Below are 25198 nucleotides of genomic sequence, written 5' to 3' on the forward strand. Positions count from 1 at the left end.
CCGGTTGCCGCTCCCGGCGGCGTCGCCCGGCCGGCGTTCCCGCTATATAGGGATCAGCCGACCTGTTCGCCCGCCTCTTTGCGAGGCGCCAGAACCTTCACGCTGCCGCCGAGCTTCTCGACCGCCGCGACCGCCGAGGCCGACGCCCCGTAGACCTCGAACTGCAGCTTGCTGGTCAGCTCGCCGTTGCCGAGCAGGCGGACGCCGTCGCGCGCGCGGCGCAGCACCCCGGCCTTGACCAGCGCGTCGACGTCGACCACGGCGGCCGGATCGAGCCGGCCCTTGTCGACCGCCTGCTGAACCCGGCCGAGATTCACCTCGTTCAGGGTCAGGGCGAAGATGTTGTTAAAGCCGCGCTTCGGCAGGCGCCGATGCAGCGGCATCTGGCCGCCCTCGAACCCCTTGATGGCGACGCCGGTGCGGGCGGTCTGGCCCTTGCCGCCGCGGCCGCCGGTCTTGCCCTTGCCGGAGCCGATGCCGCGGCCGACGCGCATGCGCGACTTGCGGGCGCCGGGCTTGTCGGCGATCTCGTTGAGCTTCATGACAGTTCCTCGGTCTCTTCGGGGGTCGCGCGGGTCGATCACGGCGCCCTCGCCGGGCAGCCCGACCGGCCGGGACGATGCCCGGCCGCGACCAGTCTCACTCTTCGACCACCCGGACCAGGTGGTGCACCTTGCTGATCATCCCGCGGACCGACGGCGTGTCCTCGAGCTCCGACACGCGGCCGATGCGGTTGAGGCCGAGGCCGATCAGGGTCTCGCGCTGGTCGTGCCGCCGGCGGATCGGGCTGCCGGTCTGCTGGACCTTGAGGGTCTTGGTATCGCTCGCCATGCTCGCTCTCCCGGCCGTCAGTCGCTGACCGTCTCGTCGGCGCCTTCGCGACGACGGGACTGCAGGGCGGACACCTTGATGTTGCGCCGGGCCGCGACCGAGCGCGGCGAATCCTGGTGCTTCAGGGCGTCGAAGGTCGCCCGCACCATGTTGTACGGGTTCGACGAGCCGAGCGACTTCGCCACCACGTCCTGCATGCCCAGCGTCTCGAAGACGGCGCGCATCGGGCCGCCCGCGATGATGCCGGTGCCGGCCGGCGCGGCGCGCAGATAGACCTTGCCGGCGCCGTGGCGGCCCGCCACGTCGTGGTGCAGGGTCCGGCCCTCGCGCAGCGGCACCCGGATGAGGCCGCGCTTGGCCGCGTCGGTCGCCTTGCGGATCGCCTCCGGCACCTCGCGGGCCTTGCCGTGGCCGAAGCCGACCCGGCCCTTCTGGTCGCCGACCACCACCAGCGCCGCGAAGCCGAAGCGCCGGCCGCCCTTCACCACCTTGGCGACGCGGTTGATGTGGACCAGCTTGTCGGTGAACTCGCTGTCCCGCTCCTCGCGGTCGCGTCCGTGTTCACGTGCCATGAGAAACCATCTCCCTCGGGCGATCGCCCGTCATCGCCCTTAGAAATTCAGCCCGCCCTCGCGGGCGCCGTCGGCCAGCGCCTTGACGCGGCCGTGATAGATGTAGCCGCCGCGGTCGAAGACCACGTCCTTGACGCCCTTGGCGACCGCCCGCTCGGCGATCAGCTTGCCGACGACCTTGGCCGCGTCCTTGTCGGCCCCGGTCTTGAGGCTGGACCGGAGGTCCTTCTCGAGCGTCGAGGCGGCCGCCACCGTCACGCCCTTCAGGTCGTCGATGACCTGGGCGTAGATGTGCTGCGACGAACGGAACACCGAGAGCCGCAGCCGGTCGCCGGCTGCCGCCTTGATGGCCCGGCGGACCCGGCTGGTGCGCCGTGCCGTCTTGATATTGAGCCTGGTCATCGTGCGCTCCGCTATTTCTTCTTGCCTTCCTTGCGGAAGATGTACTCGCCGGCGTACTTGACGCCCTTGCCCTTGTAGGGCTCCGGCGGACGGAACGCCCGGATCTCGGCGGCGACCTGACCGACCTTCTGCTTGTCGATCCCGGAGATCACCACCTCGGTGGGCTTCGGCGTCGCGATCGCGATCCCCTCGGGGATCGGGTAGATCACGTCGTGGCTGAAGCCGAGCGCGACCTGCAGGTTCTTGCCCTGCACGGCGGCACGGTAGCCGACGCCGACGATCTCGAGCTTCTGCTCGAAACCCTTGCTGACGCCGGTGAACAGGTTCGACACCAGCGTGCGCGAGGTGCCCCACATGGAGCGCGCCCGCTTGGTCTCGTTGCGCGGATCGACCTTCACGGCGCCCTGCTCCATCTTCACGACGATGTCGTCGGGAAGCACGAGCTGCAGCGCGCCCTTGGGCCCCTTGGCCTTGACGGTCTGCCCGTCGATGTTGGCGGTGACTCCGGACGGAACCGGCACCGCCTTCTTGCCGATGCGAGACATGCCGGCTCCCTTAGAACACGGTGCAGAGGATCTCGCCGCCCACGTTCGCGTCGCGCGCGGCGTGGTCGGCCATGACGCCCTTCGGGGTCGAGACGATGGCGACGCCGAGGCCGTTGTTGACCCGCGGCAGCGCCTTCACCGAGGCGTAGACGCGCCGCCCGGGCTTCGACACGCGGGCGATCTCGCGGATCACCGGGGTGCCGTCGAAATACTTCAGCTCGATCTCGAACTCCGTGCGGCCGTCGGCGTGCTCGGTGGTCGAGAAGTCGCGGATGTAGCCCTCGCTCTTGAGGACCTCGAGCACGCTCGCCCGCAGCTTCGAGCCGGGGGTCGAGACCCGCGACTTGGCGCGCAGCTGCGCGTTGCGGATGCGTGTGATCATATCGCCGATCGGATCGTTCATGGCGACGCCCTCCTCACCAGCTCGACTTGAGGAGGCCCGGGATCAGGCCCTTGGAGCCGAGCTCGCGCAGCGCGATACGGCTCATCTTCAGCTTGCGGTAGTAGGCGCGCGGACGGCCCGTCACCTCGCAGCGGTTGCGGATGCGGGTCTTCGAGCCGTTGCGCGGCATCTCCGCGAGCTTGAGGGTCGCGGCGAAGCGCTCCTCCATCGGCTTGGACTTGTCGTTGGCGTCGGCCTTCAGGCGCGCGCGCTTCGCGGCCTGCTGGGCGACGAGCTTGCGCCGGTGCTCGTTCTTCTCGACAGAGCTCTTCTTCGCCATTCGCTGCTCCTAACTCCGCGTCTGAGACGGACGCTCGGCCCTTCTCACTGCCGGAACGGGAAATTGAAAGCGGCCAGGAGGGCACGGCCCTCCGCGTCGCTGCGCGCCGTGGTGCAGACCGTGATGTCCATGCCCCACACCTCGGCGACCTTGTCGTAGTCGATCTCGGGGAAGATGATGTGCTCCTTGACCCCGAGCGTGTAGTTGCCGCCGCCGTCGAAGCTCTTCGGATTGAGCCCGCGGAAGTCGCGGACGCGCGGCAGCGCGATGTTGATCAGCCGGTCGACGAACTCGTACATCCGGTCCTTGCGCAGCGTGACCTTGCAACCGATCGCCTGGCCCTCGCGGACCTTGAAGGTCGCGATCGACTTGCGCGCCTTGGTGATGACCGGCCGCTGGCCCGAGATCATCGCCAGGTCGGCGGCCGCCTGCTCGACCTTCTTGCGGTCGTTGACGCCCTCGCCGACGCCCATGTTGATCACGATCTTGGTGATCTTCGGCACCTGGAACTGGTTCTTGTAACCGAATTCCTCGGTCAGCTTCTTCTTGACCACCTGGTCGTACTGGACGCGCAGGCGCGACGGGCCCTTGAACGCCTCCACCGCGCCGACGGCGCCCTTCGGAGCCGTGGCCTTCGCGGCCTTGGCGGCGGCCTTCTCGGCCTTCGGGTTCGGGGCCGCGGACTTCGCGCCCTTCGCACCCGTGTCCGGCTTGGCGCCCTTCTTGGCGTCCTTCTTGTCCTCAGCCATTGATCTCGGCTCCCGAACGCTTGGCGACGCGGACCTTCTTGCCGTCCGCCAGAATCTTGAACCCGATGCGGGTCGGCTTGCCGTCCTTCGGATCGGCGACCGCCAGGTTGGACAGATGCACCGGCGCCTCTTTCGAGATGATGCCGCCCTCCTGCTGGGCGGACTGGCGCTGGTGACGCTTGACCATGTTGACGCCGCGCACCAGGGCGCGGTTCTCGGTCGGGCGGACCTCGATCACCTCGCCGGTGCGGCCCTTGTCGCGTCCGGTGAGAACGACGACCTTGTCGCCCTTGCGGATCTTCGCAGCCATCACAGGACCTCCGGGGCGAGCGAAATGATCTTCATGTGGTTCTTGGCGCGCAGCTCGCGCGGCACCGGGCCGAAGATGCGCGTGCCGACCGGCTCCATCTGGGCGTTGATCAGCACGGCGGCGTTCCGGTCGAACCGGATCGCCGAACCGTCGGGACGGCGAATGTCCTTCGCCACACGGACGACGACCGCCTTCATGACGTCGCCCTTCTTCACGCGGCCGCGCGGGATCGCCTCCTTCACGGACACCACGATGACGTCCCCGATGGTCGCGTACTTGCGCTTGGAGCCGCCCAGCACCTTGATGCACATGACACGGCGCGCGCCGGAATTGTCCGCCACGTCGAGATTGGTCTGCATCTGGATCATGATGAGCCGCCTCTTGTTCTTTCGTGTTGCAGCGCGAGCTTACTTCGCGCGCTTCTCGCCCTGGACGACAGCCCACCGCTTCAGCTTGGAGATCGGACGATGCTCCTCGATCCACACGGTGTCGCCCACGGCGTACTGGTTCGTCTCGTCGTGCGCGTGGTACTTCTTCGAGCGCCGGACGGTCTTCTTCATCACCGGGTGAGTGAAACGACGCTCGACCCGCACGATGACGGTCTTGTCCTGCTTGTCGCCCACCACGACACCCTGCAGCATGCGCTTCGGCATCGTCGTTCTCCTTACTTCGTACCGGCGGCTGCGCGCTTGGTCTGCGCCACCGTCTTGACCCGGGCGATGTCGCGGCGGACCTGCCGCACCCGCGAGGTGTTCTCGAGCTGACCCGTCGCCTTCTGGAAGCGCAGGTTGAACTGCTCCTTCTTCAGGCGCAGCAGCTCGTCGTCGAGCTGGTCGACCGTCATGGTGCGGAAGTCGTCGATCTTGGCCATGGCGTTTCCGCTCCCTACTCGGCGATGCGCTCGATGAAGCGCGTCTTGATCGGCAGCTTGGCGGCCGCCAGCGTCAGCGCCTCGCGGGCGACCTCGCTGGTGACGCCGTCGACCTCGAACAGGATGCGGCCCGGCTTCACGCGCGCCACCCAGTACTCGGGGGCGCCCTTGCCGGAGCCCATACGCACCTCGAGCGGCTTCTTCGAGATCGGAACGTCCGGGTAGATGCGGATCCACACCCGCCCGGCACGCTTCATGTGGCGCGTCATCGCGCGTCGGGCCGCCTCGATCTGGCGGGCCGTGATCCGCTCCGGCGCCATCGCCTTCAGGCCGAACTGGCCGAAGGCCAGGGTCGTGCCGCTGGTCGCAACACCTTTGATGCGTCCCTTGTGCGCCTTGCGGAACTTCGTGCGCGCTGGTTGCAGCATGGATCGTCGCCTTTCTTGTCCTTATGCGACCGCGCGTCAGGCCGCGTCGCGCCGCGGACGGCCGCCGCCCGCATCGCTCTCGGCCGCGCGCTTGTCCTGCGCCATCGGATCGTGCTCGAGGATCTCGCCCTTGAAGATCCACACCTTCACGCCGCAGGTGCCGTAGGTCGTGAACGCGGTCGCGACGCCGTAGTCGACGTCGGCGCGCAGCGTGTGCAGCGGCACCCGGCCCTCGCGGTACCACTCCATGCGGGCGATCTCGGCGCCGCCGAGCCGGCCGGAGCAGTTGATGCGGATGCCCTCGGCGCCGAGGCGCATCGCCGACTGCACGGCGCGCTTCATGGCGCGGCGGAACGCGACGCGGCGCTCGAGCTGCTGGGCGATCGACTCGGCGACCAGCTGGGCGTCGAGCTCCGGCTTGCGGATCTCGACGATGTTGAGCACGACGTCCGAGTTGGTCAGCGCCGCCACCTTGCGGCGGAGCTTCTCGATGTCGGCGCCCTTCTTGCCGATCACCACGCCCGGCCGGGCCGAGTGGATGGTGACGCGGCACTTCTTGTGCGGACGCTCGATGACGATGCGCGAGACCGCCGCCTGCTTGAGCTGCTTGAGCAGCTCCGAGCGGATCGCCATGTCCTCGTGCATCAGCTTGCCGTACTCGTTCTTGCCGGCGAACCAGCGCGAGTCCCAGGTACGGTTGATCCCGAGGCGAAGCCCGATCGGATTGACCTTCTGACCCATGGGGCCTCTCCTTACGATGCGGCGGCTTCGACCTGACGAACGACGATCGTCAGGTGCGAGAACGGCTTCATGATCTTGCCCGACCGGCCGCGGCCGCGCGGAACGAAGCGCTTGATCACCAGCGCCTTGCCGACATGCGCCTGCGCCACCACGAGATCGTCGATGTCGAGATCGTGGTTGTTCTCGGCGTTGGCGATCGCCGACTGCAGGCACTTGCGGACGTCGCGCGCGATGCGCTTGCGGGAGAACTCGAGGTCCGCCAGCGCAGTCTGCACCTTCTTGCCGCGAATGAGCTGCGCGACCAGGTTGAGCTTCTGCGGCGAGACCCGGAGCATCCGGGCGACCGCCTTGGCCTCGTTGTCGGCGAGGCTCCGCGGACGTGCTGTCTTGCTCATCTCTCGTTTCCTCGGCTCACGCCCGCTTGGCTTTCTTGTCGCCGGAGTGGCCGTGGAAGGTGCGGGTCGGCGAGAACTCGCCGAACTTGTGCCCGACCATCTCCTCGGTCACCAGCACCGGGACGTGCTTGTGGCCGTTGTGGACCCCGAAGGTGAGCCCGACGAACTGCGGCAGAATCGTCGACCGCCGGGACCAGATCTTGATCACGTCGTGCCGGCCGGACGAGCGGGCGGCTTCCGCCTTCTTGAGCAGATAGCCGTCGACGAACGGGCCTTTCCAGACGGAGCGCGCCATCTCGTGCTTCCTTACTTCTTCTTCCGCGCGTGGCGGCTCGAAACGATGAACTTCGTGGTGCTCTTGTTCTTCCGGGTCTTCTTGCCCTTGGTCGGGAAACCCCACGGAGTCACCGGATGCCGCCCGCCCGAGGTGCGGCCTTCGCCGCCGCCGTGCGGATGATCGACCGGATTCATCGTCACGCCACGATTGTGCGGACGCTGACCGAGCCAGCGGGACCGTCCCGCCTTGCCGATCGAGGTGTTCATGTGGTCGGGGTTGGACACCGCCCCGACGGTCGCCATGCAGCGGCCGTGGACCAGGCGCTGCTCTCCCGAGTTCATGCGCAGGATGACGTAGTCGCGGTCGCGACCGACGATCTGCGTGTAGGTGCCGGCCGAGCGCGCGATCTGCCCGCCCTTGCCGATCTTGAGCTCGACGTTGTGCACGATCGTGCCGATCGGCATCGAGGCCAGCGGCATCGCGTTGCCGGGCTTCACGTCGACCTTCTCGCCGGAGACGACCGTGTCGCCGGGGCCGAGACGCTGCGGCGCCAGGATGTAGGCGAGCTCGCCGTCCTGGTACTTGATCAGCGCGATGAAGGCCGAGCGGCCCGGATCGTACTCGATCCGCTCGACGGTCGCCGGCTGGTCGTGCTTCGCGCGCTTGAAGTCGACGAGGCGCAGCGACTGCTTGTGGCCGCCGCCGCGGAACCGCACCGTGGTGCGGCCGGTGTTGTTGCGCCCGCCCGAGGAGCTCTTGCCCACGGTGAGCGCCTTGACCGGCTTGCCCTTGTAGAGCGCCGAACGATCGACCAGGACGAGCTGGCGCTGGCCCGGGGTCGTCGGCTTGAAAGTCTTGAGTGCCATCGCCGTTTCCTCAGAGCCCGGTGGTCACGTCGATCCGGTGGCCCTCCTCGAGGGTCACGATCGCCTTCTTGACGTCCGAGGTCTCGCCCTTGACGCCCCGGAAGCGGCGCAGCTTGCCCTTGCGGATCAGCGTGTTGACCGACTTCACCTTGACGTCGAACAGCTTCTCCACCGCGTCCTTGATCTGCGGCTTGGTCGCCGTCTTGCGCACGTTGAAGAGCACCTGGTTGTGCTCCGACGCGACGGTCGCCTTCTCGGTGATGATCGGGTTGACGATCACGTCGTAGTGGCGCGGGTCCCTGGTGCTCATTTGAAGCGCGCCTCCAGCGCATCGACCGCGGCCCGCGTCAGCACGAGCGTGTTCCGACGCAGGATGTCGTAGACGTTGATGCCCTGCACCGGCAGCACGTCGATGTTCGGAATGTTCCGGGCCGCGAGCGTGAACTTGGTCTCCAGCTCGGCGCCGTCGATGATCAGCGCGTTCTGCACGCCGAGCTTCGCGAACCGGGCCTTCAGCGTCTTGGTCTTGCCGTCGTCGAGCGCCGCCCGGTCGAGCACCACGATGCCGCCGTCCTTGGCCTTGGCCGAGAGGGCGTGCCGCAGCGCGAGCGCCCGCACCTTCTTGGGCAGCTCGATCGCGTGGCTGCGGACCTGCGGACCGAAGGCGCGGCCGCCGCCCCGGAACTGCGGCACGCGGGCCGAGCCGTGGCGGGCACTGCCGGTGCCCTTCTGCTTGTACATCTTCTTGCCGGTCCGCCAGATCTCCGCGCGGTTCTTGACCGCGTGGGTGCCGCGCTGACGACGCGACAGCTGCCAGACGATGCAGCGCTGGATGAGGTCGGCGCGCGGCTCCAGGCCGAAGATCTCGGCCGAGAGCTCGATCGAGCCCGACGTCTCGCCGTCGAGGGTGGTGACCTTGAATTCCATCTTACGCTCCCTCGCCCGGCGTGGACGCCTCGGCCGCCGGGGCAGCGTCGCTCGCCGCGCCGTCGCCGGCCGGCAGGCGGAACTTGCCCGGACGCGGCGCGTCCTTCGGCAGCGACTTCTTCACGGCGTCGCGCACCGTGATCCAGCCGCCCTTGCCGCCCGGCACCGCCCCCTCGACCAGGATGAGGCCGCGGGCGACGTCGGTCTGCACCACCTTGAGGTTCAGGGTGGTGACCCGCTCGACGCCGAGATGGCCGGCCATCTTCTTGTTCTTGAAGGTCTTGCCGGGATCCTGACGGCCGCCGGTCGAACCGTGCGAACGGTGCGAGATCGACACGCCGTGCGACGCGCGCAGGCCGCCGAAGTTCCACCGCTTCATCGGTCCGGCGAAGCCCTTGCCGATCGAGGTGCCGGTGACGTCGACGAACTGGCCGACCACGAAGTGGTCCGCCGTGATCTCGGCGCCGACCGGGATCAGCGCGTCGTCGTTCACGCGGAACTCGACCACCTCGCGCTTCGGCTCGACCTTCGCCACGGCGAAGTGGCCGCGCTCGGCCTTCGTCACGTTCTTCGGCTTGCGGGTGCCCGAGCCGAGTTGCATGGCGACGTAGCCGTTCTTTTCCTTGGTGCGGTGAGCCACGACCTGACAGTTCGCGAGCCTGAGCACCGTGACGGGCACGTGCTCCCCCGCATCCGTGTAGACGCGGGTCATCCCGACCTTTTGTGCGATCACACCGGAACGCATCGTTCTCGTCCTTTTCTGCGCTCTGCCGTGCGGCGCCTTAGAGCTTGATCTCGACGTCCACGCCGGCGGCGAGGTCGAGCTTCATCAAGGCGTCGACGGTCTGCGGAGTCGGATCGACGATGTCGAGCAACCGCTTGTGGGTGCGCATCTCGAACTGCTCGCGGCTCTTCTTGTCGACGTGTGGCGAGCGATTGACGGTGAACTTCTCGATCTTGGTCGGCAGCGGGATCGGCCCGCGCACCTGCGCGCCCGTCCGCTTGGCCGTCGCCACGATCTCGCGCGTCGAGGCGTCGAGAATACGGTGATCGAACGCCTTGAGGCGAATTCTGATGTTCTGGCCGTTCATTGTCTCTCTGCCTCGATAGGCGCGAGTAGCGACTGCAAGTGGCGAATAGTGAGTAGCGAGTAGCGAGTAGCGAGCCAGTCGCTACTCCCCATTCGCTATTCGCCGCTCACTCGATGATGCTGGCGACGACGCCGGCGCCGACCGTGCGGCCACCCTCGCGGATGGCGAAGCGCAGCTTCTCTTCCATGGCGATCGGCACGATCAGGTGCACTTCCATGGCGATGTTGTCGCCCGGCATCACCATCTCGGTGCCTTCCGGCAGGTGAACGACGCCGGTCACGTCGGTCGTGCGGAAGTAGAACTGCGGGCGGTAGTTGGTGAAGAACGGCGTGTGACGACCGCCCTCCTCCTTGGTGAGGATGTAGGCCTCGGCCTTGAACTTGGTGTGCGGCTTCACCGAGCCCGGCTTGCACAGCACCTGGCCGCGCTCGACGTCCTCGCGCTTGGTGCCGCGCAGCAGGCAGCCGACGTTGTCGCCCGCCTCGCCCTGGTCGAGCAGCTTGCGGAACATCTCGACGCCGGTGACGGTGGTCTTCACGGTCGGCTTGATGCCGACGATCTCGACTTCCTCGCCGACCTTGATGATGCCGCGCTCGATACGGCCGGTCACCACGGTGCCGCGGCCGGAGATCGAGAACACGTCCTCGACCGGCATCAGGAAGGGCTGGTCCTTCGGACGATCCGGCTGCGGGATGTACTCGTCGACCGCAGCCATCAGCTCGAGGATCGCGTTCTTGCCGAGCTTCTCGTCCTTGCCCTCGAGGGCCATCAGGGCCGAGCCCTTGATGATCGGGATCTTGTCGCCCGGGAAATTGTACTTGGAGAGGAGCTCGCGGACCTCGAGCTCGACGAGCTCGAGCAGCTCCGGATCGTCGACCATGTCGACCTTGTTCATGAACACGACCAGCGCCGGAACGCCGACCTGGCGGGCGAGCAGGATGTGCTCGCGGGTCTGCGGCATCGGGCCGTCGGCGGCCGACACGACCAGGATCGCGCCGTCCATCTGGGCCGCGCCGGTGATCATGTTCTTCACGTAGTCGGCGTGCCCGGGGCAGTCGACGTGCGCGTAATGGCGCTTCTGGGTCTGGTACTCGACGTGCGCGGTCGAGATGGTGATGCCGCGCGCCTTCTCTTCCGGAGCCTTGTCGATCTGGTCGTAGGCCGTGAACGTCGCGCCGCCCGTCTCGGCGAGGACCTTCGTGATCGCGGCGGTCAGCGTCGTCTTGCCGTGATCAACGTGTCCAATCGTGCCGATGTTGCAGTGCGGCTTGTTACGTTCGAACTTCTCTTTGGCCATCGGGACTCTCCGTTGCCTCTAGACGTCTCTTTCGTTGCGGTCGTGGCGGTCAGGCTGTCGCCGTCAGGCGTACTTGGCCTGGACCTCCTGTGCCACGTTGTTCGGGACTTGCTCGTAGTGGTCGAACTGCATGGTGAAAGTGGCACGTCCCTGCGACATCGACCGCAGGGTGTTGACGTAGCCGAACATGTTGGCGAGCGGCACCATCGCGTTCACGACGTTGGCGTTGCCACGCATGTCCTGGCCCTGGATTTGGCCGCGGCGGGAATTCAGATCCCCGATGACCGAGCCCGTGTAATCCTCGGGCGTCACGACCTCGACCTTCATGATCGGCTCGAGCAGCACCGACCCGCCCTTCTGCAGGGCTTCGCGCAGCGCGGCGCGCGACGCGATCTCGAACGCGAGCGCCGACGAGTCGACGTCGTGGAACTTGCCGTCGACCAGCGACACCTTGAGGTCGACCACCGGGAAGCCGGCGAGCACGCCGGAGCCGAGGACCGAGTTGAGGCCCTTCTCGACGCCCGGGATGTACTCCTTCGGCACCGCGCCGCCGATGATCGCGTTCTCGAACGCGAAGCCGGAGCCCGGCTCGGTCGGCTCGACCTGGATCTTGACGCCGGCGAACTGGCCGGAGCCGCCGGTCTGCTTCTTGTGCACGTACTCGACCGTGACCGGCTTGGTGATCTTCTCGCGATAGGCCACCTGCGGGGCGCCGATGTTGGCTTCCACCTTGTAGGTGCGCTTGAGGATGTCGACCTTGATGTCGAGGTGGAGCTCGCCCATCCCCTTCAGGATGGTCTGGCCGGACTCCTGGTCGGTCGACACGCGGAAGGACGGGTCCTCGGCCGCGAGCTTGGCCAGGGCCACGCCGAGCTTCTCCTGGTCGGCCTTCGACTTCGGCTCGATCGCGATCTCGATGACCGGATCGGGGAACTCCATCTTCTCGAGGATGACCTGGTTGTTCGGGTCGCACAGCGTGTCGCCGGTGCGGGCCTCCTTGAGGCCGGCCAGCGCGACGATGTCGCCCGCGTAGGCCTCCTTGATGTCCTCGCGGTTGTTGGCGTGCATCAGCAGCATGCGGCCGATGCGCTCCTTGCGCTCGCGCGTGGAGTTGATGACGCCGGTGCCGCTCTGCAGGATTCCGGAATAGATGCGGCAGAACGTGATGGTGCCGACGAAGGGGTCGTCCATGATCTTGAAGGCGAGCGCGGCGAGCGGCTCGCCGTCCTTCGGATTGCGGACGACCTCGTTGCCCTTCGGGTCGATGCCCTTGATGGCCGGCACGTCGATCGGCGACGGCAGGAAGTCGACGACGGCGTCGAGCAGCGGCTGCACGCCCTTGTTCTTGAAGGCCGAGCCGCACAGCACCGGGTAGAAGGCGCCGGTGACGACCGCCTTCCGGATCAGCCGGCGCAGCGTCGCCTCGTCGGGCTCGTTGCCCTCGAGGTAGGCCGTCATCACGTCGTCGTCGAGCTCGACGGCGGCCTCGATCATCTGCTCGCGGTACTCCTTCGCCTGGTCGAGCAGGTCGGCCGGGATCTCGATGTCCTTGTAGTTGGCGCCGAGCGCCTCGTCGTCCCACACCACGCCGACCATGCGGATGAGGTCGATCAGGCCCTTGAACTGGCTCTCCGCGCCGATCGGCAGCTGGATGGCCACCGGCTTGGCGCCGAGGCGGGTCTTGATGTCCTCGAGGCACTTGAAGAAGTCGGCCCCGATCTTGTCCATCTTGTTGCAGAAGACGATCCGCGGAACCTTGTACTTGTCGCCCTGGCGCCAGACCGTCTCGGTCTGCGGCTCGACGCCCTGGTTGGAGTCGAGCACGCATACCGCGCCGTCGAGCACGCGCAGCGAGCGCTCGACCTCGATGGTGAAGTCGACGTGCCCGGGCGTGTCGATGATGTTCAGGCGCTTGCCCCGCCAGAAGGCGGTCGTCGCGGCCGACGTGATCGTGATGCCGCGCTCCTGCTCCTGCTCCATCCAGTCCATCGTGGCGGCGCCCTCGTGGACCTCGCCGATCTTGTGGCTCTTGCCGGTGTAGTAGAGGATCCGCTCCGTAGTCGTGGTCTTCCCGGCATCGATGTGAGCCATGATGCCGAAGTTGCGGTAGTCCTCGATCGGGTGCTGGCGGGCCACAGGGGTCTCCTTCAGTGTCTCTTACGGTTCGCCCGCATCACCAGCGGTAGTGCGAGAACGCGCGGTTCGCTTCCGCCATGCGGTGCGTGTCCTCGCGCTTCTTCACCGCGTTGCCGCGGTTGTTCGAGGCGTCGAGCAGCTCGGCCGAGAGCCGCTCGGTCATGGTCTTCTCGTTGCGATCGCGCGCCGCCGAGATCAGCCAGCGGATGCCGAGCGCCTGACGGCGGTCGGTGCGGACCTCGACCGGCACCTGGTAGGTGGCGCCGCCGACGCGCCGCGAGCGGACCTCGATGGCCGGCATTACGTTGTCGAGCGCCGACTGGAAGACCGACAGCGGGTTGGTCTTGGTCTTGCCCTCGATGATGTCGAAGGCGCCGTACACGATCGCCTCGGCGGCCGACTTCTTGCCGGCGTACATGATCGAGTTCATGAACTTGGTGACGACCACGTTCCCGAACTTGGGATCCGGGAGGATTTCGCGCTTGTCGGCACGGTGACGACGGGACATGTCGTGTTCTCCCGATCTTACTTCGGACGCTTCGCGCCGTACTTCGAACGACGCTGCTTGCGGTTCTTGACGCCCTGGGTGTCGAGCACGCCGCGCAGGATGTGGTAGCGCACGCCCGGAAGGTCCTTGACGCGGCCGCCGCGGATCATGACGACCGAGTGCTCCTGCAGGTTGTGGCCCTCGCCCGGAATGTAGCCGATCACCTCGAAGCCGTTGGTGAGACGAACCTTCGCCACCTTGCGGAGGGCCGAGTTCGGCTTCTTCGGCGTCGTCGTGTAGACGCGCGTGCACACGCCCCGCTTCTGCGGGCTCTGCTGCAGGGCCGGGACCTTCTTGCGCGCCCGCTGCGGGACGCGCGGATTTCGGATCAGCTGATTGATCGTCGGCATCGCTCGCCTTCAGTCTCCCTGCGGGTTTCCCCGACTTCGCGGGTCACCCCGCCCTGCGGGTTGCCCCGATTAACGGGGCGCGCCCGCCCGCGCCGAATTGTCGTGCGGCTCCACGCTCACGCGCGAAAACGCCCGGCGCGCCGATCCCTCGCGAGGATGGCGCCCCATCGACAGAGGACCGCGCGGCGTCACCGCCCCGCGTTCGTGTACACCAAGCCTGACATTCGTGTGTCAGAGGCAGCGTTTGAGCATCAATCGTCGAGGCTGGAGTGTCCCGCGGGCGACCGGGTGCCGAAGGCACCGCATGTCGATTGCGAGGGACGAGCCGTTCCGATCAGCGAAGCTCACCGCCTGCCGAAAAGTGGGCGGGTTTTAACGGCCGGGCCCAGTGAAGTCAAGCGTTAACGGCCGCGCCCGCACGCGGTTTTTCGGTCCGGTCGCGGGATCAGGCCGCAGCGTCCAGTCCGATCACGGCGCCCTCGTGGCTGCGCAAGTATATTTCGCCCGTGACCTCCTCGCCGTCGCGGTCGCCCAGCGCGGAGACGAGGATTCGCCCGTTCGACACCGCCCCGCGCACCGTGAGACTCACCGGCTCGGCGCCCAGGTTGAGCGCCACCATGACGCGGTCGCGCCCCAGGCTGCGCACGTAGACGATGAGATCGCCGCTCGCCGCGATCGGCTCGTAGCTGCCCCGGCCGAGCACCGGCCGGGTCCGCCGCAGGGCGATCAGACGGCGGTAGAGGTTGAGCAGCGAGCCGACGTCACCTCTCTGATTCAGTACGTTTTCCTGCCCCGCATCGGGGGCCGTCGGCAGCCACGGCTCGGCCGTCGAGAAGCCGGCCGACTCGCCCCGGTCCCACTGCATCGGGGTGCGGCAGCCGTCGCGGCCGACGCCGATTCCCGGCACGTTCTTCTCGAACGGATCGCGGATCCGGTCGGGCGGAATGGCGACGTCGACCATTCCGATCTCCTCGCCGTAATAGATGGTGGGGGTGCCGCGCAGGGTGAGCAGCAGCATGGCGGCGACGCGCAGCTGCTCGCGGCCGATTCGGCTGCCGACGCGCGGGCGGTCGTGATTCCCCAGCACCCAGTTCGGCCAGCCGCCGGGCGGCAGCGCCGATTCGTACTCGTCGATCAGCCGCGCGATTCGCCGCGCCTCCCACGGGGCATTGAGTAGCGCAAAATTGAACGGCAGATGGGCCCCGGAGAGGTCGGTTCCGTAATAGGTGACCAGCCGCTCGATCGGCAGGTAGATCTCGCCGATCAGCACCCGGCTGTCGAACTCCTCGACGACGCGCCGCATCTCGGCGATCACCTCGTGCACCTCGGGGCGGTCGGCCGTGTAGACCGGCACCACCGATTCGACCGGCGGACGGCCGGGGTGCCAGTCCGGGTTCGGCGGGTTGTCGCGGAACTGGTCGTCCTTGATCAGGTGCCAGATGACGTCGACCCGGAAGCCGTCGACGCCGCGGCCCAGCCAGAACCGCATGACGTCGTACATGGCGCTGCGCACGGCGGGGTTGCGCCAGTTGAGGTCCGGCTGCTTGTCCAGGAAGGCGTGGTAGTAGTACTGGCCGGTGCCCGGGTCGAGCTCCCAGGCGCTGCCGCCGAACTCGGACAGCCAGTTGGTCGGCGGCCCGCCGTCGGGCGCCGGGTCATGCCAGATGTACCAGTCGCGCTTCGGGTTGTCGCGCGACGACCGGCTCTCCTCGAACCACGGGTGGCGGTCGGAGGTGTGGTTCGGCACCAGGTCGAGCAGCACCTTGAGGCCGTGCGCGTGCGCCGCCGCGAGCAGGGCATCGAGGTCGTCCAGGGTGCCGAACACCGGATCGATGCCGGTGTAGTCGGAGATGTCGTAGCCGAAGTCGGCCATCGGCGACGGATAGATCGGCGACAGCCACAGGGCGTCGACCCCGAGCTCGACCAGGTGCGGCAGCCGCGCCAGGATGCCGGCGAGATCGCCGACCCCGTCGCCGTTCGAGTCCTGAAACGAGCGGGGATAGATCTGATAGAGAATCCCGGTCTGCCACCAGGTCGCCGCCGGCTCCCCGGCGGGGCCTGCGGCCTCCGCGGGCGTCGTCCTCGGTGTCGTCGCCGCGGCCACAGCGTCCATGGCGGGCCCCCTCTTCGTCCGTCGGCATTACCGGTAGACGAACGCCTGCGGCGCGAAGGGGTTCGCCGATTTTTTGCAGGGCAGCGCAGCGGCGGACGCCGGCCGCCCGCCGCCGGCGCGCCGGGCTCCGCCACAGGGCCGCGCCTACGGGAGGGCCGCGTCTACGGGCCTCGTCCCGTGGCGACGCCTCGTACCCGGCGGCCCCGGGCCTCGCCCGGCTCCCCGGCCCGCCCGCGACCGGCTCCCGGCCCACACGGCACACAGGGATAGAGAAAGGCCGCCCGTCGCCGGGCGGCCTTGGTTGTCGTGCGGGGCACTCGGTTCCCCTGGAGGGGCCCTGTGCCCCTGCCCGGCCGTCACTCGGCGGCGGGCAGGGCCGCCGGCTGCTCCGGCGGCTTGTCGGACTGGACCTTCTCGCGCTCCTCGAGGATGAGCGAGTCCCGCTTGGTGGCGATCTCGCGCAGCACGTTCATCTGGGCGCCGGTGCCGGCCGGGATGAGGCGGCCGACGATGACGTTCTCCTTGAGGCCGTCCAGCGTGTCCGCCTTGCCGGCGACCGCCGCCTCGGTGAGCACGCGGGTGGTCTCCTGGAACGACGCCGCCGAGATGAAGGACCGCGTCTGCAGCGAGGCCTTGGTGATGCCGAGCAGGACCGGATGCGCCTTCGCCTCCTTCTTGCCCTCCTCGCGGGCCCGGGCGTTGACCTCGTCGAACTCGACCCAGTCGATCTGCTCGCCCTGGATCAGGTCGGTCTCGCCCGAGTCGTCCACCTCGACCTTCTGCAGCATCTGGCGGACGATCACCTCGATGTGCTTGTCGTTGATCTGCACGCCCTGCAGCCGGTAGACCTCCTGGATCTCGTTGACCAGATAGGCCGCCAGCTCCTCGACGCCCTTGACGGCGAGGATGTCGTGCGGGGCGGGATTGCCCTCGACGATGTAGTCGCCCTTCTCGATGAGGTCGCCGTCCTGCAGATGGACGTGCTTGCCCTTCGGGATCAGGTACTCGCGCGGCTCCACGTCCTTCTCGTTCGGCTCGATGGTGAGCCGGCGCTTGTTCTTGTAGTCGCGCCCGAACCGCACCGTGCCCGAGATCTCGGCGATGACCGCCGCCTCCTTCGGACGCCGCGCCTCGAACAGCTCCGCCACCCGCGGCAGACCGCCGGTGATGTCGCGGGTCTTGGCGCTCTCGGTCGGCATGCGCGCGATGGCGTCGCCGGCCTTCACCTTGGTGCCGGGATCGACCGAGAGGATGCAGTCGACCGCGAGCTGGTAGCGGGCGTCGCCGCCGCGGGCCAGCTTCATCACCTTGCCCTCGTCGTCCTTGATGACGATGGCGGGCCGCAGGTCGGCGCCGCGGCCGGCCCCGCCCTGGGCGCGCCAGTCGATGACGACGCGCTTGGCGATGCCGGTCGACTCGTCGAGCGTCTCGGACATCGACTGGCCTTCGACCAGGTCCTCGAAGCCGATGGTGCCCTCCGCCTCGGTCAGGATCGGCCGGGTGTAGGGATCCCACTCGGCGATGCGCTGGCCGCGCTTGATCTTGTCGCCCTCGTCGACCTTCAGGCGCGAGCCGTACTGGATGCGGTGGACGGCGCGCTCGGTGCCGTCCTGGTCGACCACGATCACCGCCATGTTGCGGGCCATGGCGATCAGCTCGCCGTCCGAGTTCCGCTGCAGGCTGCGGTTCTTGATCCGGATCGTGCCTTCGAAGTTCGACTCGATGAAGGACTGCTCCGAGATCTGGGCCGCACCGCCGATGTGGAACGTGCGCATCGTGAGCTGGGTGCCCGGCTCGCCGATCGACTGCGCCGCGATGACGCCGACCGCCTCGCCCATGTTGACCGGGGTGCCGCGGGCGAGATCGCGCCCGTAGCAGGCCCCGCACACGCCCGAGGTCGTCTCGCAGGTCAGCACGGAGCGGATCTTCAGCTCCTGCACGCCCGCCGTCACGATGCGGTCGACGTCACGCTCGTCGAGGAGCGTGTTGCGCGGGACGATCAGGTCCCCGGACGCCGGGTCGCGCACGTCCTCGGCCACGGTGCGGCCGAGGATGCGGGAGGCCAGCGACGCGACGACCGTGCCGGAGTCGATGATCGCCCGCACCTTGATGCCGCCGGTCGTGCCGCAGTCGTCGGTCGTGATGATGCAGTCCTGCGCCACGTCGACCAGACGCCGCGTCAGGTAGCCCGAGTTGGCGGTCTTCAGCGCCGTGTCGGCGAGGCCCTTGCGGGCGCCGTGGGTCGAGTTGAAGTACTCGAGAACCGAGAGGCCTTCCTTGAAGTTCGAGATGATCGGGCTCTCGATGATCTCGCCCGACGGCTTGGCCATCAGGCCGCGCATGCCGGCGAGCTGGCGCATCTGGGCGGGCGAACCGCGCGCTCCCGAGTGGGCCATCATGTAGATCGAGTTGATCGGCACCTCGCGCCCGGTGGTCTCGTCCTTCCGGACCGCCGAGATCTCGCGCATCATCTCGTCGGCGATCTGCTCGGTGCACTTCGACCAGGCATCGACGACCTTGTTGTACTTCTCGCCCTGGGTGATCAGGCCCTCGAGGAACTGCTGCTCGAAGTCCTTCGCCTCGGTGCGGGTCTTCTCGACGATGTCCCACTTCTTCTTCGGCACCACCATGTCGTCCTTGCCGAACGAGATGCCGGCCTTGAAGGCGTGGTGGAAGCCGGCCGCCATGATGCGGTCGCAGAAGATCACGGTCTCCTTCTGGCCGCAGTGCCGGTAGACCGTGTCGATCATGTTGGAGATCTCCTTCTTCGTCATCAGCTTGTTGACGACGTCGAAGGGGACCTTCTTGTGGCGCGGCAGCACCTGGCCGAGGATCACGCGGCCCGGGGTGGTGTCGTAGATCCGGCGGACCTCGACGCCGTTCTCGTCGAGCCCGACCCAGCGGTACTTGATCTTGGTGTGCAGCGTGATGGCGCGCTCGCCGAGCGCGTGCTCGATCTCGGCGAGGTTGGAGAACGCCTTGCCCTGCCCCGGCTCGTTCTCGCGGACGAGCGACAGATAGTAGAGGCCGAGCACGATGTCCTGCGACGGCACGATGATCGGCGAGCCGTTGGCGGGGTGCAGGATGTTGTTGGTCGACATCATCAGCACGCGCGCCTCGAGCTGCGACTCGAGCGACAGCGGCACGTGGACCGCCATCTGGTCGCCGTCGAAGTCGGCGTTGAACGCCGCGCAGACGAGCGGATGCAGCTGGATCGCCTTGCCCTCGATCAGCACCGGCTCGAACGCCTGGATGCCGAGGCGGTGCAGGGTGGGCGCACGGTTGAGCAGCACCGGGTGCTCGCGGATGACCTCGTCCAGGATGTCCCAGACCTCGGGCTTCTCCTTCTCGACCAGCTTCTTGGCCTGCTTGACCGTGGTCGACAGACCCTTGGCGTCGAGCCGCGAGTAGATGAACGGCTTGAACAGCTCGAGCGCCATCTTCTTGGGCAGGCCGCACTGGTGCAGCTTGAGCTCAGGACCGACGACGATCACCGAGCGGCCCGAGTAGTCGACGCGCTTGCCGAGCAGGTTCTGGCGGAACCGGCCCTGCTTGCCCTTCAGCATGTCCGCGAGAGACTTCAGCGGGCGCTTGTTGGCGCCGGTGATGACGCGGCCGCGCCGGCCGTTGTCGAACAGCGCGTCGACGGCCTCCTGCAGCATCCGCTTCTCGTTGCGGATGATGATGTCGGGGGCGCGCAGCTCGATCAGCCGCTTGAGGCGGTTGTTGCGGTTGATGACGCGGCGGTACAGGTCGTTGAGGTCGGAGGTCGCGAAGCGGCCGCCGTCGAGCGGCACCAGCGGTCGCAGATCCGGCGGGATCACCGGCACGACGGTCAGGATCATCCACTCCGGCTTGTTGCCGGACTGGATGAAGGCCTCGATCAGCTTGAGGCGCTTGGCGAGCTTCTTCGGCTTCAGCTCGGAGGTCGACTCGGCGATCTCCTTGCGCAGATCCATGGCGAGCTTCTCGAGGTCGATGCCCTTGAGCAGCTCGCGGATCGCCTCGGCGCCGATCATCGCCGTGAAGCTGTCGGCCCCGTACTCGTCCTGGGCCCGCAGATACTCCTCCTCGGAGAGGAGCTGGCGGTTCTGCAGCGGCGTCAGGCCGGGCTCGAGCACGACGTAGTACTCGAAGTACAGGATCCGCTCGAGGTCCTTCAGCGTCATGTCGAGCAGCAGGCCGATGCGGCTCGGCAGCGACTTCAGGAACCAGATGTGCGCCACCGGCGCGGCGAGCTCGATGTGGCCCATCCGCTCGCGCCGCACCCGCGACAGCGTCACCTCGACGCCGCACTTCTCGCAGATGATGCCCTTGTACTTCATGCGCTTGTACTTGCCGCACAAGCACTCGTAGTCCTTGATCGGACCGAAGATGCGGGCGCAGAACAGGCCGTCGCGCTCCGGCTTGAAGGTCCGGTAGTTGATGGTCTCCGGCTTCTTGATCTCGCCGTAGGACCAGGACAGAATCTTTTCCGGGCTCGCGATCGAGATGCGGATCTGGTCGAACACCTGGGCCGGCACCTGCGGCCCGAAAAGATTCATGACCTCTTGATTCATCGCTGTCTCCACACTTGGTGGGTTCGACCGCCGACCGTTCCCGCAGCCGTGTCGTTCCGTGAAATCCGCCGATGGCCTCGGGCTCGCGAGTGAGGCCACACGGGCGCGACCCGGCCGCGGCGTCTCCGCCGCGGCGTCGGGTGGGCCGGGACGTGCCCGGCCCGGTCGTCGTCTACTCGGCCGCCTCCGCCGTGTCGTTCGGGCCGCGCAGGTTCTTGGAGTTGTGCAGGTCGACGTTGAGGCCGAGCGACCGCATCTCCTTCACCAGCACGTTGAACGACTCCGGGATGCCCGCCTCGAAGGTGTCGTCGCCGCGCACGATCGACTCGTAGGCCTTGGTGCGGCCGGCGACGTCGTCCGACTTCACGGTGAGCATCTCCTGCAGCGTGTAGGCGGCGCCGTAGGCCTCGAGCGCCCACACCTCCATTTCGCCGAAGCGCTGGCCGCCGAACTGCGCCTTGCCGCCCAGCGGCTGCTGGGTGACGAGCGAGTACGGGCCGATCGAGCGGGCGTGGATCTTGTCGTCGACCAGATGGTGGAGCTTCAGCATGTAGATGTAGCCCACCGTCACCTTGCGGTCGAACTGCTCGCCGGTCCGGCCGTCGAACAGCGTCACCTGGCCCGAATGGTCGAGCCCGGCGAGATCCAGCATGGACTCGATGTCCTGCTCCTTGGCACCGTCGAACACCGGAGTGGCGATCGGCACGCCCTTGCGCAGGTTGGTGCCGAGCTCGACGAGCTCGCCCTCGCCCAGCGACTGGATGGTCGGATCGTCGCCGTACACCTTGTCGAGGGTGTCCTTCAGCGGCTTCAGATCCGTCCGGGCGTAGTAGGCGTCGATCGCCTCGCCGATGCGCTTGCCGAGGCCGGCGCAGGCCCAGCCGAGATGCGTCTCGAGGATCTGCCCGACGTTCATGCGGCTCGGCACGCCGAGCGGGTTGAGCACGATGTCGACCGGCTGCCCGTCGCCGAGGAACGGCATGTCCTCGGACGGCACGATCTTCGACACCACGCCCTTGTTGCCGTGGCGGCCGGCCATCTTGTCGCCCGGCTGGATCTTGCGCTTCACGGCGACGAAGACCTTGACCATCTTCATCACGCCGGGCGGCAGCTCGTCGCCGCGCTGCAGCTTCTCGACCTTGTCGAGGAAGCGCTGCTCCAGGCCCTTCTTGCTCTCCTCGTAGGACTTCCGGATCGCCTCGATCTCGCTCATCAGCTTGTCGTTGGCGGTGGCGAACAGCCACCACTGCGACCGCGGATACTCGTCGAGCGACGCGCGGGTGATCTTCTGGTCCTTCTTGAAGCCCTTCGGGCCGGCGATCGCGGTCTTGCCGTCGAGCATCTCGGCGAGGCGGCCGTAGACGTTGCGGTCCAGGATCGCCTGCTCGTCGTCGCGGTCCTTGGCGAGCCGCTCGATCTCCTCGCGCTCGATGGCGAGCGCGCGCTCGTCCTTCTCGACGCCGTGCCGGTTGAACACCCGCACCTCGACGACCGTGCCCTGGACGCCCGGCGGCACCCGCAGCGAGGTGTCGCGCACGTCGGAGGCCTTCTCGCCGAAGATGGCGCGCAGGAGCTTCTCCTCCGGCGTCATCGGGCTCTCGCCCTTCGGCGTGATCTTGCCGACCAGGATGTCGCCCGCGTGCACCTCGGCGCCGATGTAGACGATGCCGGCCTCGTCGAGATTCTTGAGCGCCTCTTCCGAGACGTTCGGGATGTCGCGCGTGATCTCCTCCGGCCCGAGCTTGGTGTCGCGGGCCATCACCTCGAACTCCTCGATGTGGATCGAGGTGAAGACGTCGTCCTTGACGATCCGCTCGGAGAGCAGGATCGAGTCCTCGAAGTTGTAGCCGTTCCACGGCATGAACGCGACGAGGACGTTGCGGCCGAGCGCCAGCTCGCCGAGCTCGGTCGACGGACCGTCGGCGATGATGTCGCCCTTGGCCACCGAGTCGCCCACCTTCACCAGCGGACGCTGGTTGATGCAGGTGTTCTGGTTCGAGCGCTGGAACTTCTGCAGCCGGTAGATGTCGACGCCCGACTTGGTGGGGTCGAGATCCTCGGTGGCGCGCACCACGATACGGGTGGCGTCGACCTGGTCGATGACGCCGGTGCGGCGCGCCGCGATGGCGGCCCCCGAGTCACGGGCGACCACGCCCTCCATGCCGGTGCCGACGAACGGCGCCTCGGCCCGCACCAGCGGCACCGCCTGACGCTGCATGTTCGAGCCCATCAAGGCGCGGTTGGCGTCGTCGTTCTCCAGGAACGGGATGAGCGCCGCGGCGACCGAGACGAGCTGCTTCGGCGACACGTCCATGTAGTCGACGCGGTCCGGCGAGATCATCAGCACGTCGCCGGCGTGCCGGCAGACGATCAGATCCTCGGTGAACTTGCCGTCGGCGTCGACCGGCTGGTTGGCCTGGGCGACGTAGTAGCGCCCCTCCTCCATGGCCGACAGGTAGATCACCTCGTCGCTGACCCGGCCGTCCTTGACGCGCCGGTAGGGCGTCTCGACGAAGCCGTACTTGTTCACCCGCGCATAGGTGGCGAGCGAGTTGATCAGGCCGATGTTCGGGCCTTCCGGCGTCTCGATCGGGCAGATGCGGCCGTAATGCGTCGGGTGCACGTCGCGCACCTCGAAGCCGGCGCGCTCGCGGGTCAGGCCGCCCGGGCCGAGCGCCGACAGGCGCCGCTTGTGGGTGATCTCCGACAGCGGATTGGTCTGGTCCATGAACTGCGACAGCTGCGACGAGCCGAAGAACTCGCGCACCGCGGCCGCCGCCGGCTTGGCGTTGATCAGGTCCTGCGGCATCACGGTGCCGATGTCGACCGACGACATCCGCTCCTTGATGGCGCGCTCCATGCGCAGGAGGCCGATGCGGTACTGGTTCTCCATCAGCTCGCCGACCGAGCGCACCCGGCGGTTGCCGAGATGGTCGATGTCGTCGATCTGGCCCTTGCCGTCGCGCAGGTCGACCAGCGTGCGGATGACGCCGAGGATGTCGTCCTTGCGCAGCACCCGGATGGTGTCGGGGCACTGCAGGTCGAGGCGCATGTTCATCTTCACGCGGCCGACGGCCGAGAGGTCGTAGCGCTCCGAGTCGAAGAACAGCGACTGGAACATCGCCTGCGCGGTGTCCAGCGTCGGCGGCTCGCCCGGCCGCATCACCCGGTAGATGTCGAACAGGGCGTCCTCGCGCCGCATGTTCTTGTCGACGCTGAGCGTGTTGCGGATGTAGGCGCCGATGTTGACGTGGTCGATGTCGAGGACCGGGATCTCCTTGTAGCCGACGTCGGCCAGGAGCTTCAGGGTCTTCTCGGTGACCTCCTCGCCCGCCTCGACGTAGATCTCGCCCGTGTTGGCGTTGACGAGGTCCTCGGCGATGTAGTGGCCGATCAGCTCCTCGTCGGTCATGCGCAGCGCCTTGAGCCCCTTCTCCTGGAGCAGACGCGCCTGACGCACCGTGATCTTCTTGCCGGCCTCGACCACCACCTTGCCGGTGTCGGCGTCGACCAGGTCGTTGATCGCCTTGTAGCCCTTGAGCCGGTTGGCGTCGAAGGGCACGCGCCAGCCGTCCTTGGTCTTCTTGTAGACGATCTGGCTGTAGAAAGTGTTGAGGATCTCCTCGCCGTCCATGCCGAGCGCGTACAAGAGCGACGTCACCGGGATCTTCCGGCGCCGGTCGATGCGCGCATAGACGATGTCCTTGGCGTCGAACTCGATGTCGAGCCAGGAGCCGCGATACGGGATGATGCGGGCGGCGAACAGGAGCTTGCCCGACGAATGGGTCTTGCCCTTGTCGTGGTCGAAGAACACGCCCGGCGAGCGGTGCATCTGCGAGACGATGACGCGCTCGGTGCCGTTGACGATGAAGGTGCCGTTGTTGGTCATGAGCGGGATGTCGCCCATGTAGACATCCTGCTCCTTGATGTCCTTGACCGACTTGGCCCCGGTCTCCTCGTCGACGTCGAACACGATGAGCCGCAGCGTCACCTTGAGGGGCGCGGCATAGGTCATGCCGCGCTGGCGGCACTCGTCGACGTCGTATTTCGGCGGCTCGAACTCGTAGCGCACGAACTCGAGCTGCGCCGTGTTCGAGAAGTCTGAGATCGGGAACACCGACTTGAAGACGGCCTGCAGCCCTTCGTCCGGCCGCCCGCCTTTCGGTTCCTGGATCAGCAGAAACTGGTCGTAGGACGCCTTCTGAACCTCGATGAGGTTCGGCATCTCAGCCACTTCCTGGATTTTCCCGAAGAACTTCCGAACCCGTTTGCGACCGGTGAACGTCTCTGCCATCGTGGCCTCTCGCTTCCTCCGCCGGCCGAAATGACCGCGGGGGGCTTCCGGGGGCTCTCGCGAGCGCTGCCGGAAGCGGCATGCCGGTGGGCTCTTCGCGACGCGTCTCGCAGCGCGGTCGCGCGCCCGCCGTCCAGGTCAGGCGATCCGGGCGTGCCCGGACCGCGCAATCACT

28 protein-coding genes are annotated in these 25198 nt (G+C 67.4%); all 28 read right to left on the bottom strand.

Translation table 11 applies throughout. The features are described from left to right. Window positions 1–53: 53 nt before the first annotated feature. Entirely contained in the window at window positions 54–542 is a 489-nt protein-coding gene (gene rplO / locus J2S22_RS11415) for a 50S ribosomal protein L15 (protein WP_272777779.1), read from the bottom strand. 97 nt (window positions 543–639) lie between these two features. Next, complete coding sequence (rpmD, locus tag J2S22_RS11420) at window positions 640–831, bottom strand: 50S ribosomal protein L30 (protein WP_272777778.1); 192 nt, start codon at window positions 829–831, stop codon at window positions 640–642. Window positions 832–848: 17 nt separating this feature from the next. Then, window positions 849–1403, bottom strand: a complete 555-nt coding sequence (rpsE, locus tag J2S22_RS11425; RefSeq protein ID WP_272777777.1) for a 30S ribosomal protein S5 — start codon at window positions 1401–1403, stop codon at window positions 849–851. Window positions 1404–1442: 39 nt separating this feature from the next. Further along, the gene (gene rplR, locus J2S22_RS11430; RefSeq protein ID WP_272777776.1) at window positions 1443–1805 is read right to left on the bottom strand and encodes a 50S ribosomal protein L18; all 363 of its coding nucleotides are present in this window, start codon (window positions 1803–1805) and stop codon (window positions 1443–1445) included. Window positions 1806–1816: 11 nt separating this feature from the next. Continuing rightward, complete coding sequence (gene rplF, locus J2S22_RS11435; RefSeq protein WP_272777775.1) at window positions 1817–2350, bottom strand: 50S ribosomal protein L6; 534 nt, start codon at window positions 2348–2350, stop codon at window positions 1817–1819. Window positions 2351–2360: 10 nt separating this feature from the next. Beyond that, window positions 2361–2753 (bottom strand): 30S ribosomal protein S8, encoded by a 393-nt coding sequence (gene rpsH, locus J2S22_RS11440; protein WP_272777774.1) that lies wholly within the window; start codon window positions 2751–2753, stop codon window positions 2361–2363. Window positions 2754–2766: 13 nt separating this feature from the next. Continuing rightward, on the bottom strand, window positions 2767–3072 hold the full coding sequence (gene rpsN, locus J2S22_RS11445) for a 30S ribosomal protein S14 (protein ID WP_272777773.1): 306 nt from the start codon (window positions 3070–3072) through the stop codon (window positions 2767–2769). A gap of 44 nt (window positions 3073–3116) precedes the next feature. After that, the gene (gene rplE, locus J2S22_RS11450; protein WP_272777772.1) at window positions 3117–3821 is read right to left on the bottom strand and encodes a 50S ribosomal protein L5; all 705 of its coding nucleotides are present in this window, start codon (window positions 3819–3821) and stop codon (window positions 3117–3119) included. Further along, on the bottom strand, window positions 3814–4131 hold the full coding sequence (gene rplX / locus J2S22_RS11455) for a 50S ribosomal protein L24 (RefSeq protein WP_272777771.1): 318 nt from the start codon (window positions 4129–4131) through the stop codon (window positions 3814–3816). The genes rplE and rplX overlap by 8 nt, the downstream gene beginning before the upstream one ends. After that, window positions 4131–4499, bottom strand: a complete 369-nt coding sequence (gene rplN / locus J2S22_RS11460; protein WP_272777770.1) for a 50S ribosomal protein L14 — start codon at window positions 4497–4499, stop codon at window positions 4131–4133. Before rplN ends, rplX begins: the two co-directional genes overlap by 1 nt. A gap of 39 nt (window positions 4500–4538) precedes the next feature. After that, window positions 4539–4784 carry a 30S ribosomal protein S17 gene (gene rpsQ, locus J2S22_RS11465; protein WP_272777769.1) on the bottom strand — a complete coding sequence of 82 codons (246 nt, stop codon included), beginning with the start codon at window positions 4782–4784 and terminating at the stop codon, window positions 4539–4541. Between the two features lie 11 nt (window positions 4785–4795). After that, window positions 4796–5002, bottom strand: coding sequence for a 50S ribosomal protein L29 (gene rpmC / locus J2S22_RS11470; protein WP_272777768.1), 207 nt, complete (start codon window positions 5000–5002; stop codon window positions 4796–4798). Window positions 5003–5016: 14 nt separating this feature from the next. After that, on the bottom strand, window positions 5017–5430 hold the full coding sequence (rplP, locus tag J2S22_RS11475) for a 50S ribosomal protein L16 (protein ID WP_272777767.1): 414 nt from the start codon (window positions 5428–5430) through the stop codon (window positions 5017–5019). Window positions 5431–5466: 36 nt separating this feature from the next. Further along, on the bottom strand, window positions 5467–6171 hold the full coding sequence (gene rpsC, locus J2S22_RS11480; protein ID WP_272777766.1) for a 30S ribosomal protein S3: 705 nt from the start codon (window positions 6169–6171) through the stop codon (window positions 5467–5469). Window positions 6172–6182: 11 nt separating this feature from the next. Further along, window positions 6183–6566: a 50S ribosomal protein L22 gene (gene rplV / locus J2S22_RS11485; RefSeq protein ID WP_272777765.1), complete on the bottom strand. Its 384-nt coding sequence runs from the start codon at window positions 6564–6566 to the stop codon at window positions 6183–6185. Window positions 6567–6582: 16 nt separating this feature from the next. Further along, complete coding sequence (gene rpsS / locus J2S22_RS11490; protein ID WP_272777764.1) at window positions 6583–6861, bottom strand: 30S ribosomal protein S19; 279 nt, start codon at window positions 6859–6861, stop codon at window positions 6583–6585. 11 nt (window positions 6862–6872) lie between these two features. Beyond that, window positions 6873–7709: a 50S ribosomal protein L2 gene (gene rplB, locus J2S22_RS11495; RefSeq protein ID WP_272777763.1), complete on the bottom strand. Its 837-nt coding sequence runs from the start codon at window positions 7707–7709 to the stop codon at window positions 6873–6875. Between the two features lie 10 nt (window positions 7710–7719). Then, a complete protein-coding gene (locus J2S22_RS11500; RefSeq protein ID WP_272777762.1) occupies window positions 7720–8019 on the bottom strand; it encodes a 50S ribosomal protein L23 in 300 nt (99 codons plus the stop codon). Beyond that, window positions 8016–8636, bottom strand: a complete 621-nt coding sequence (rplD, locus tag J2S22_RS11505) for a 50S ribosomal protein L4 (protein ID WP_272777761.1) — start codon at window positions 8634–8636, stop codon at window positions 8016–8018. The genes J2S22_RS11500 and rplD overlap by 4 nt, the downstream gene beginning before the upstream one ends. 1 nt (window position 8637) lies before the next feature. Then, on the bottom strand, window positions 8638–9381 hold the full coding sequence (gene rplC / locus J2S22_RS11510) for a 50S ribosomal protein L3 (protein ID WP_272777760.1): 744 nt from the start codon (window positions 9379–9381) through the stop codon (window positions 8638–8640). 37 nt (window positions 9382–9418) lie between these two features. After that, on the bottom strand, window positions 9419–9727 hold the full coding sequence (gene rpsJ / locus J2S22_RS11515; protein ID WP_008385434.1) for a 30S ribosomal protein S10: 309 nt from the start codon (window positions 9725–9727) through the stop codon (window positions 9419–9421). Window positions 9728–9833: 106 nt separating this feature from the next. Further along, window positions 9834–11024, bottom strand: coding sequence for an elongation factor Tu (gene tuf / locus J2S22_RS11520; RefSeq protein WP_272777759.1), 1191 nt, complete (start codon window positions 11022–11024; stop codon window positions 9834–9836). Between the two features lie 63 nt (window positions 11025–11087). After that, the gene (gene fusA, locus J2S22_RS11525; RefSeq protein WP_272777758.1) at window positions 11088–13160 is read right to left on the bottom strand and encodes an elongation factor G; all 2073 of its coding nucleotides are present in this window, start codon (window positions 13158–13160) and stop codon (window positions 11088–11090) included. Window positions 13161–13197: 37 nt separating this feature from the next. After that, window positions 13198–13668 carry a 30S ribosomal protein S7 gene (gene rpsG, locus J2S22_RS11530; RefSeq protein WP_272777757.1) on the bottom strand — a complete coding sequence of 157 codons (471 nt, stop codon included), beginning with the start codon at window positions 13666–13668 and terminating at the stop codon, window positions 13198–13200. Between the two features lie 17 nt (window positions 13669–13685). After that, on the bottom strand, window positions 13686–14057 hold the full coding sequence (rpsL, locus tag J2S22_RS11535) for a 30S ribosomal protein S12 (RefSeq protein ID WP_008385443.1): 372 nt from the start codon (window positions 14055–14057) through the stop codon (window positions 13686–13688). Between the two features lie 445 nt (window positions 14058–14502). Next, entirely contained in the window at window positions 14503–16170 is a 1668-nt protein-coding gene (locus J2S22_RS11540; protein ID WP_272777756.1) for an alpha-amylase family glycosyl hydrolase, read from the bottom strand. A gap of 356 nt (window positions 16171–16526) precedes the next feature. Continuing rightward, a complete protein-coding gene (gene rpoC, locus J2S22_RS11545; protein ID WP_272777755.1) occupies window positions 16527–20729 on the bottom strand; it encodes a DNA-directed RNA polymerase subunit beta' in 4203 nt (1400 codons plus the stop codon). 172 nt (window positions 20730–20901) lie between these two features. Beyond that, window positions 20902–25023, bottom strand: coding sequence for a DNA-directed RNA polymerase subunit beta (gene rpoB, locus J2S22_RS11550; protein ID WP_272777754.1), 4122 nt, complete (start codon window positions 25021–25023; stop codon window positions 20902–20904). Window positions 25024–25198 lie beyond the last annotated feature (175 nt).

The sequence above is a fragment of the Rhodoplanes tepidamans genome, assembly GCF_030813915.1.
Taxonomy (GTDB): Bacteria; Pseudomonadota; Alphaproteobacteria; order Rhizobiales; family Xanthobacteraceae; genus Rhodoplanes; species Rhodoplanes tepidamans.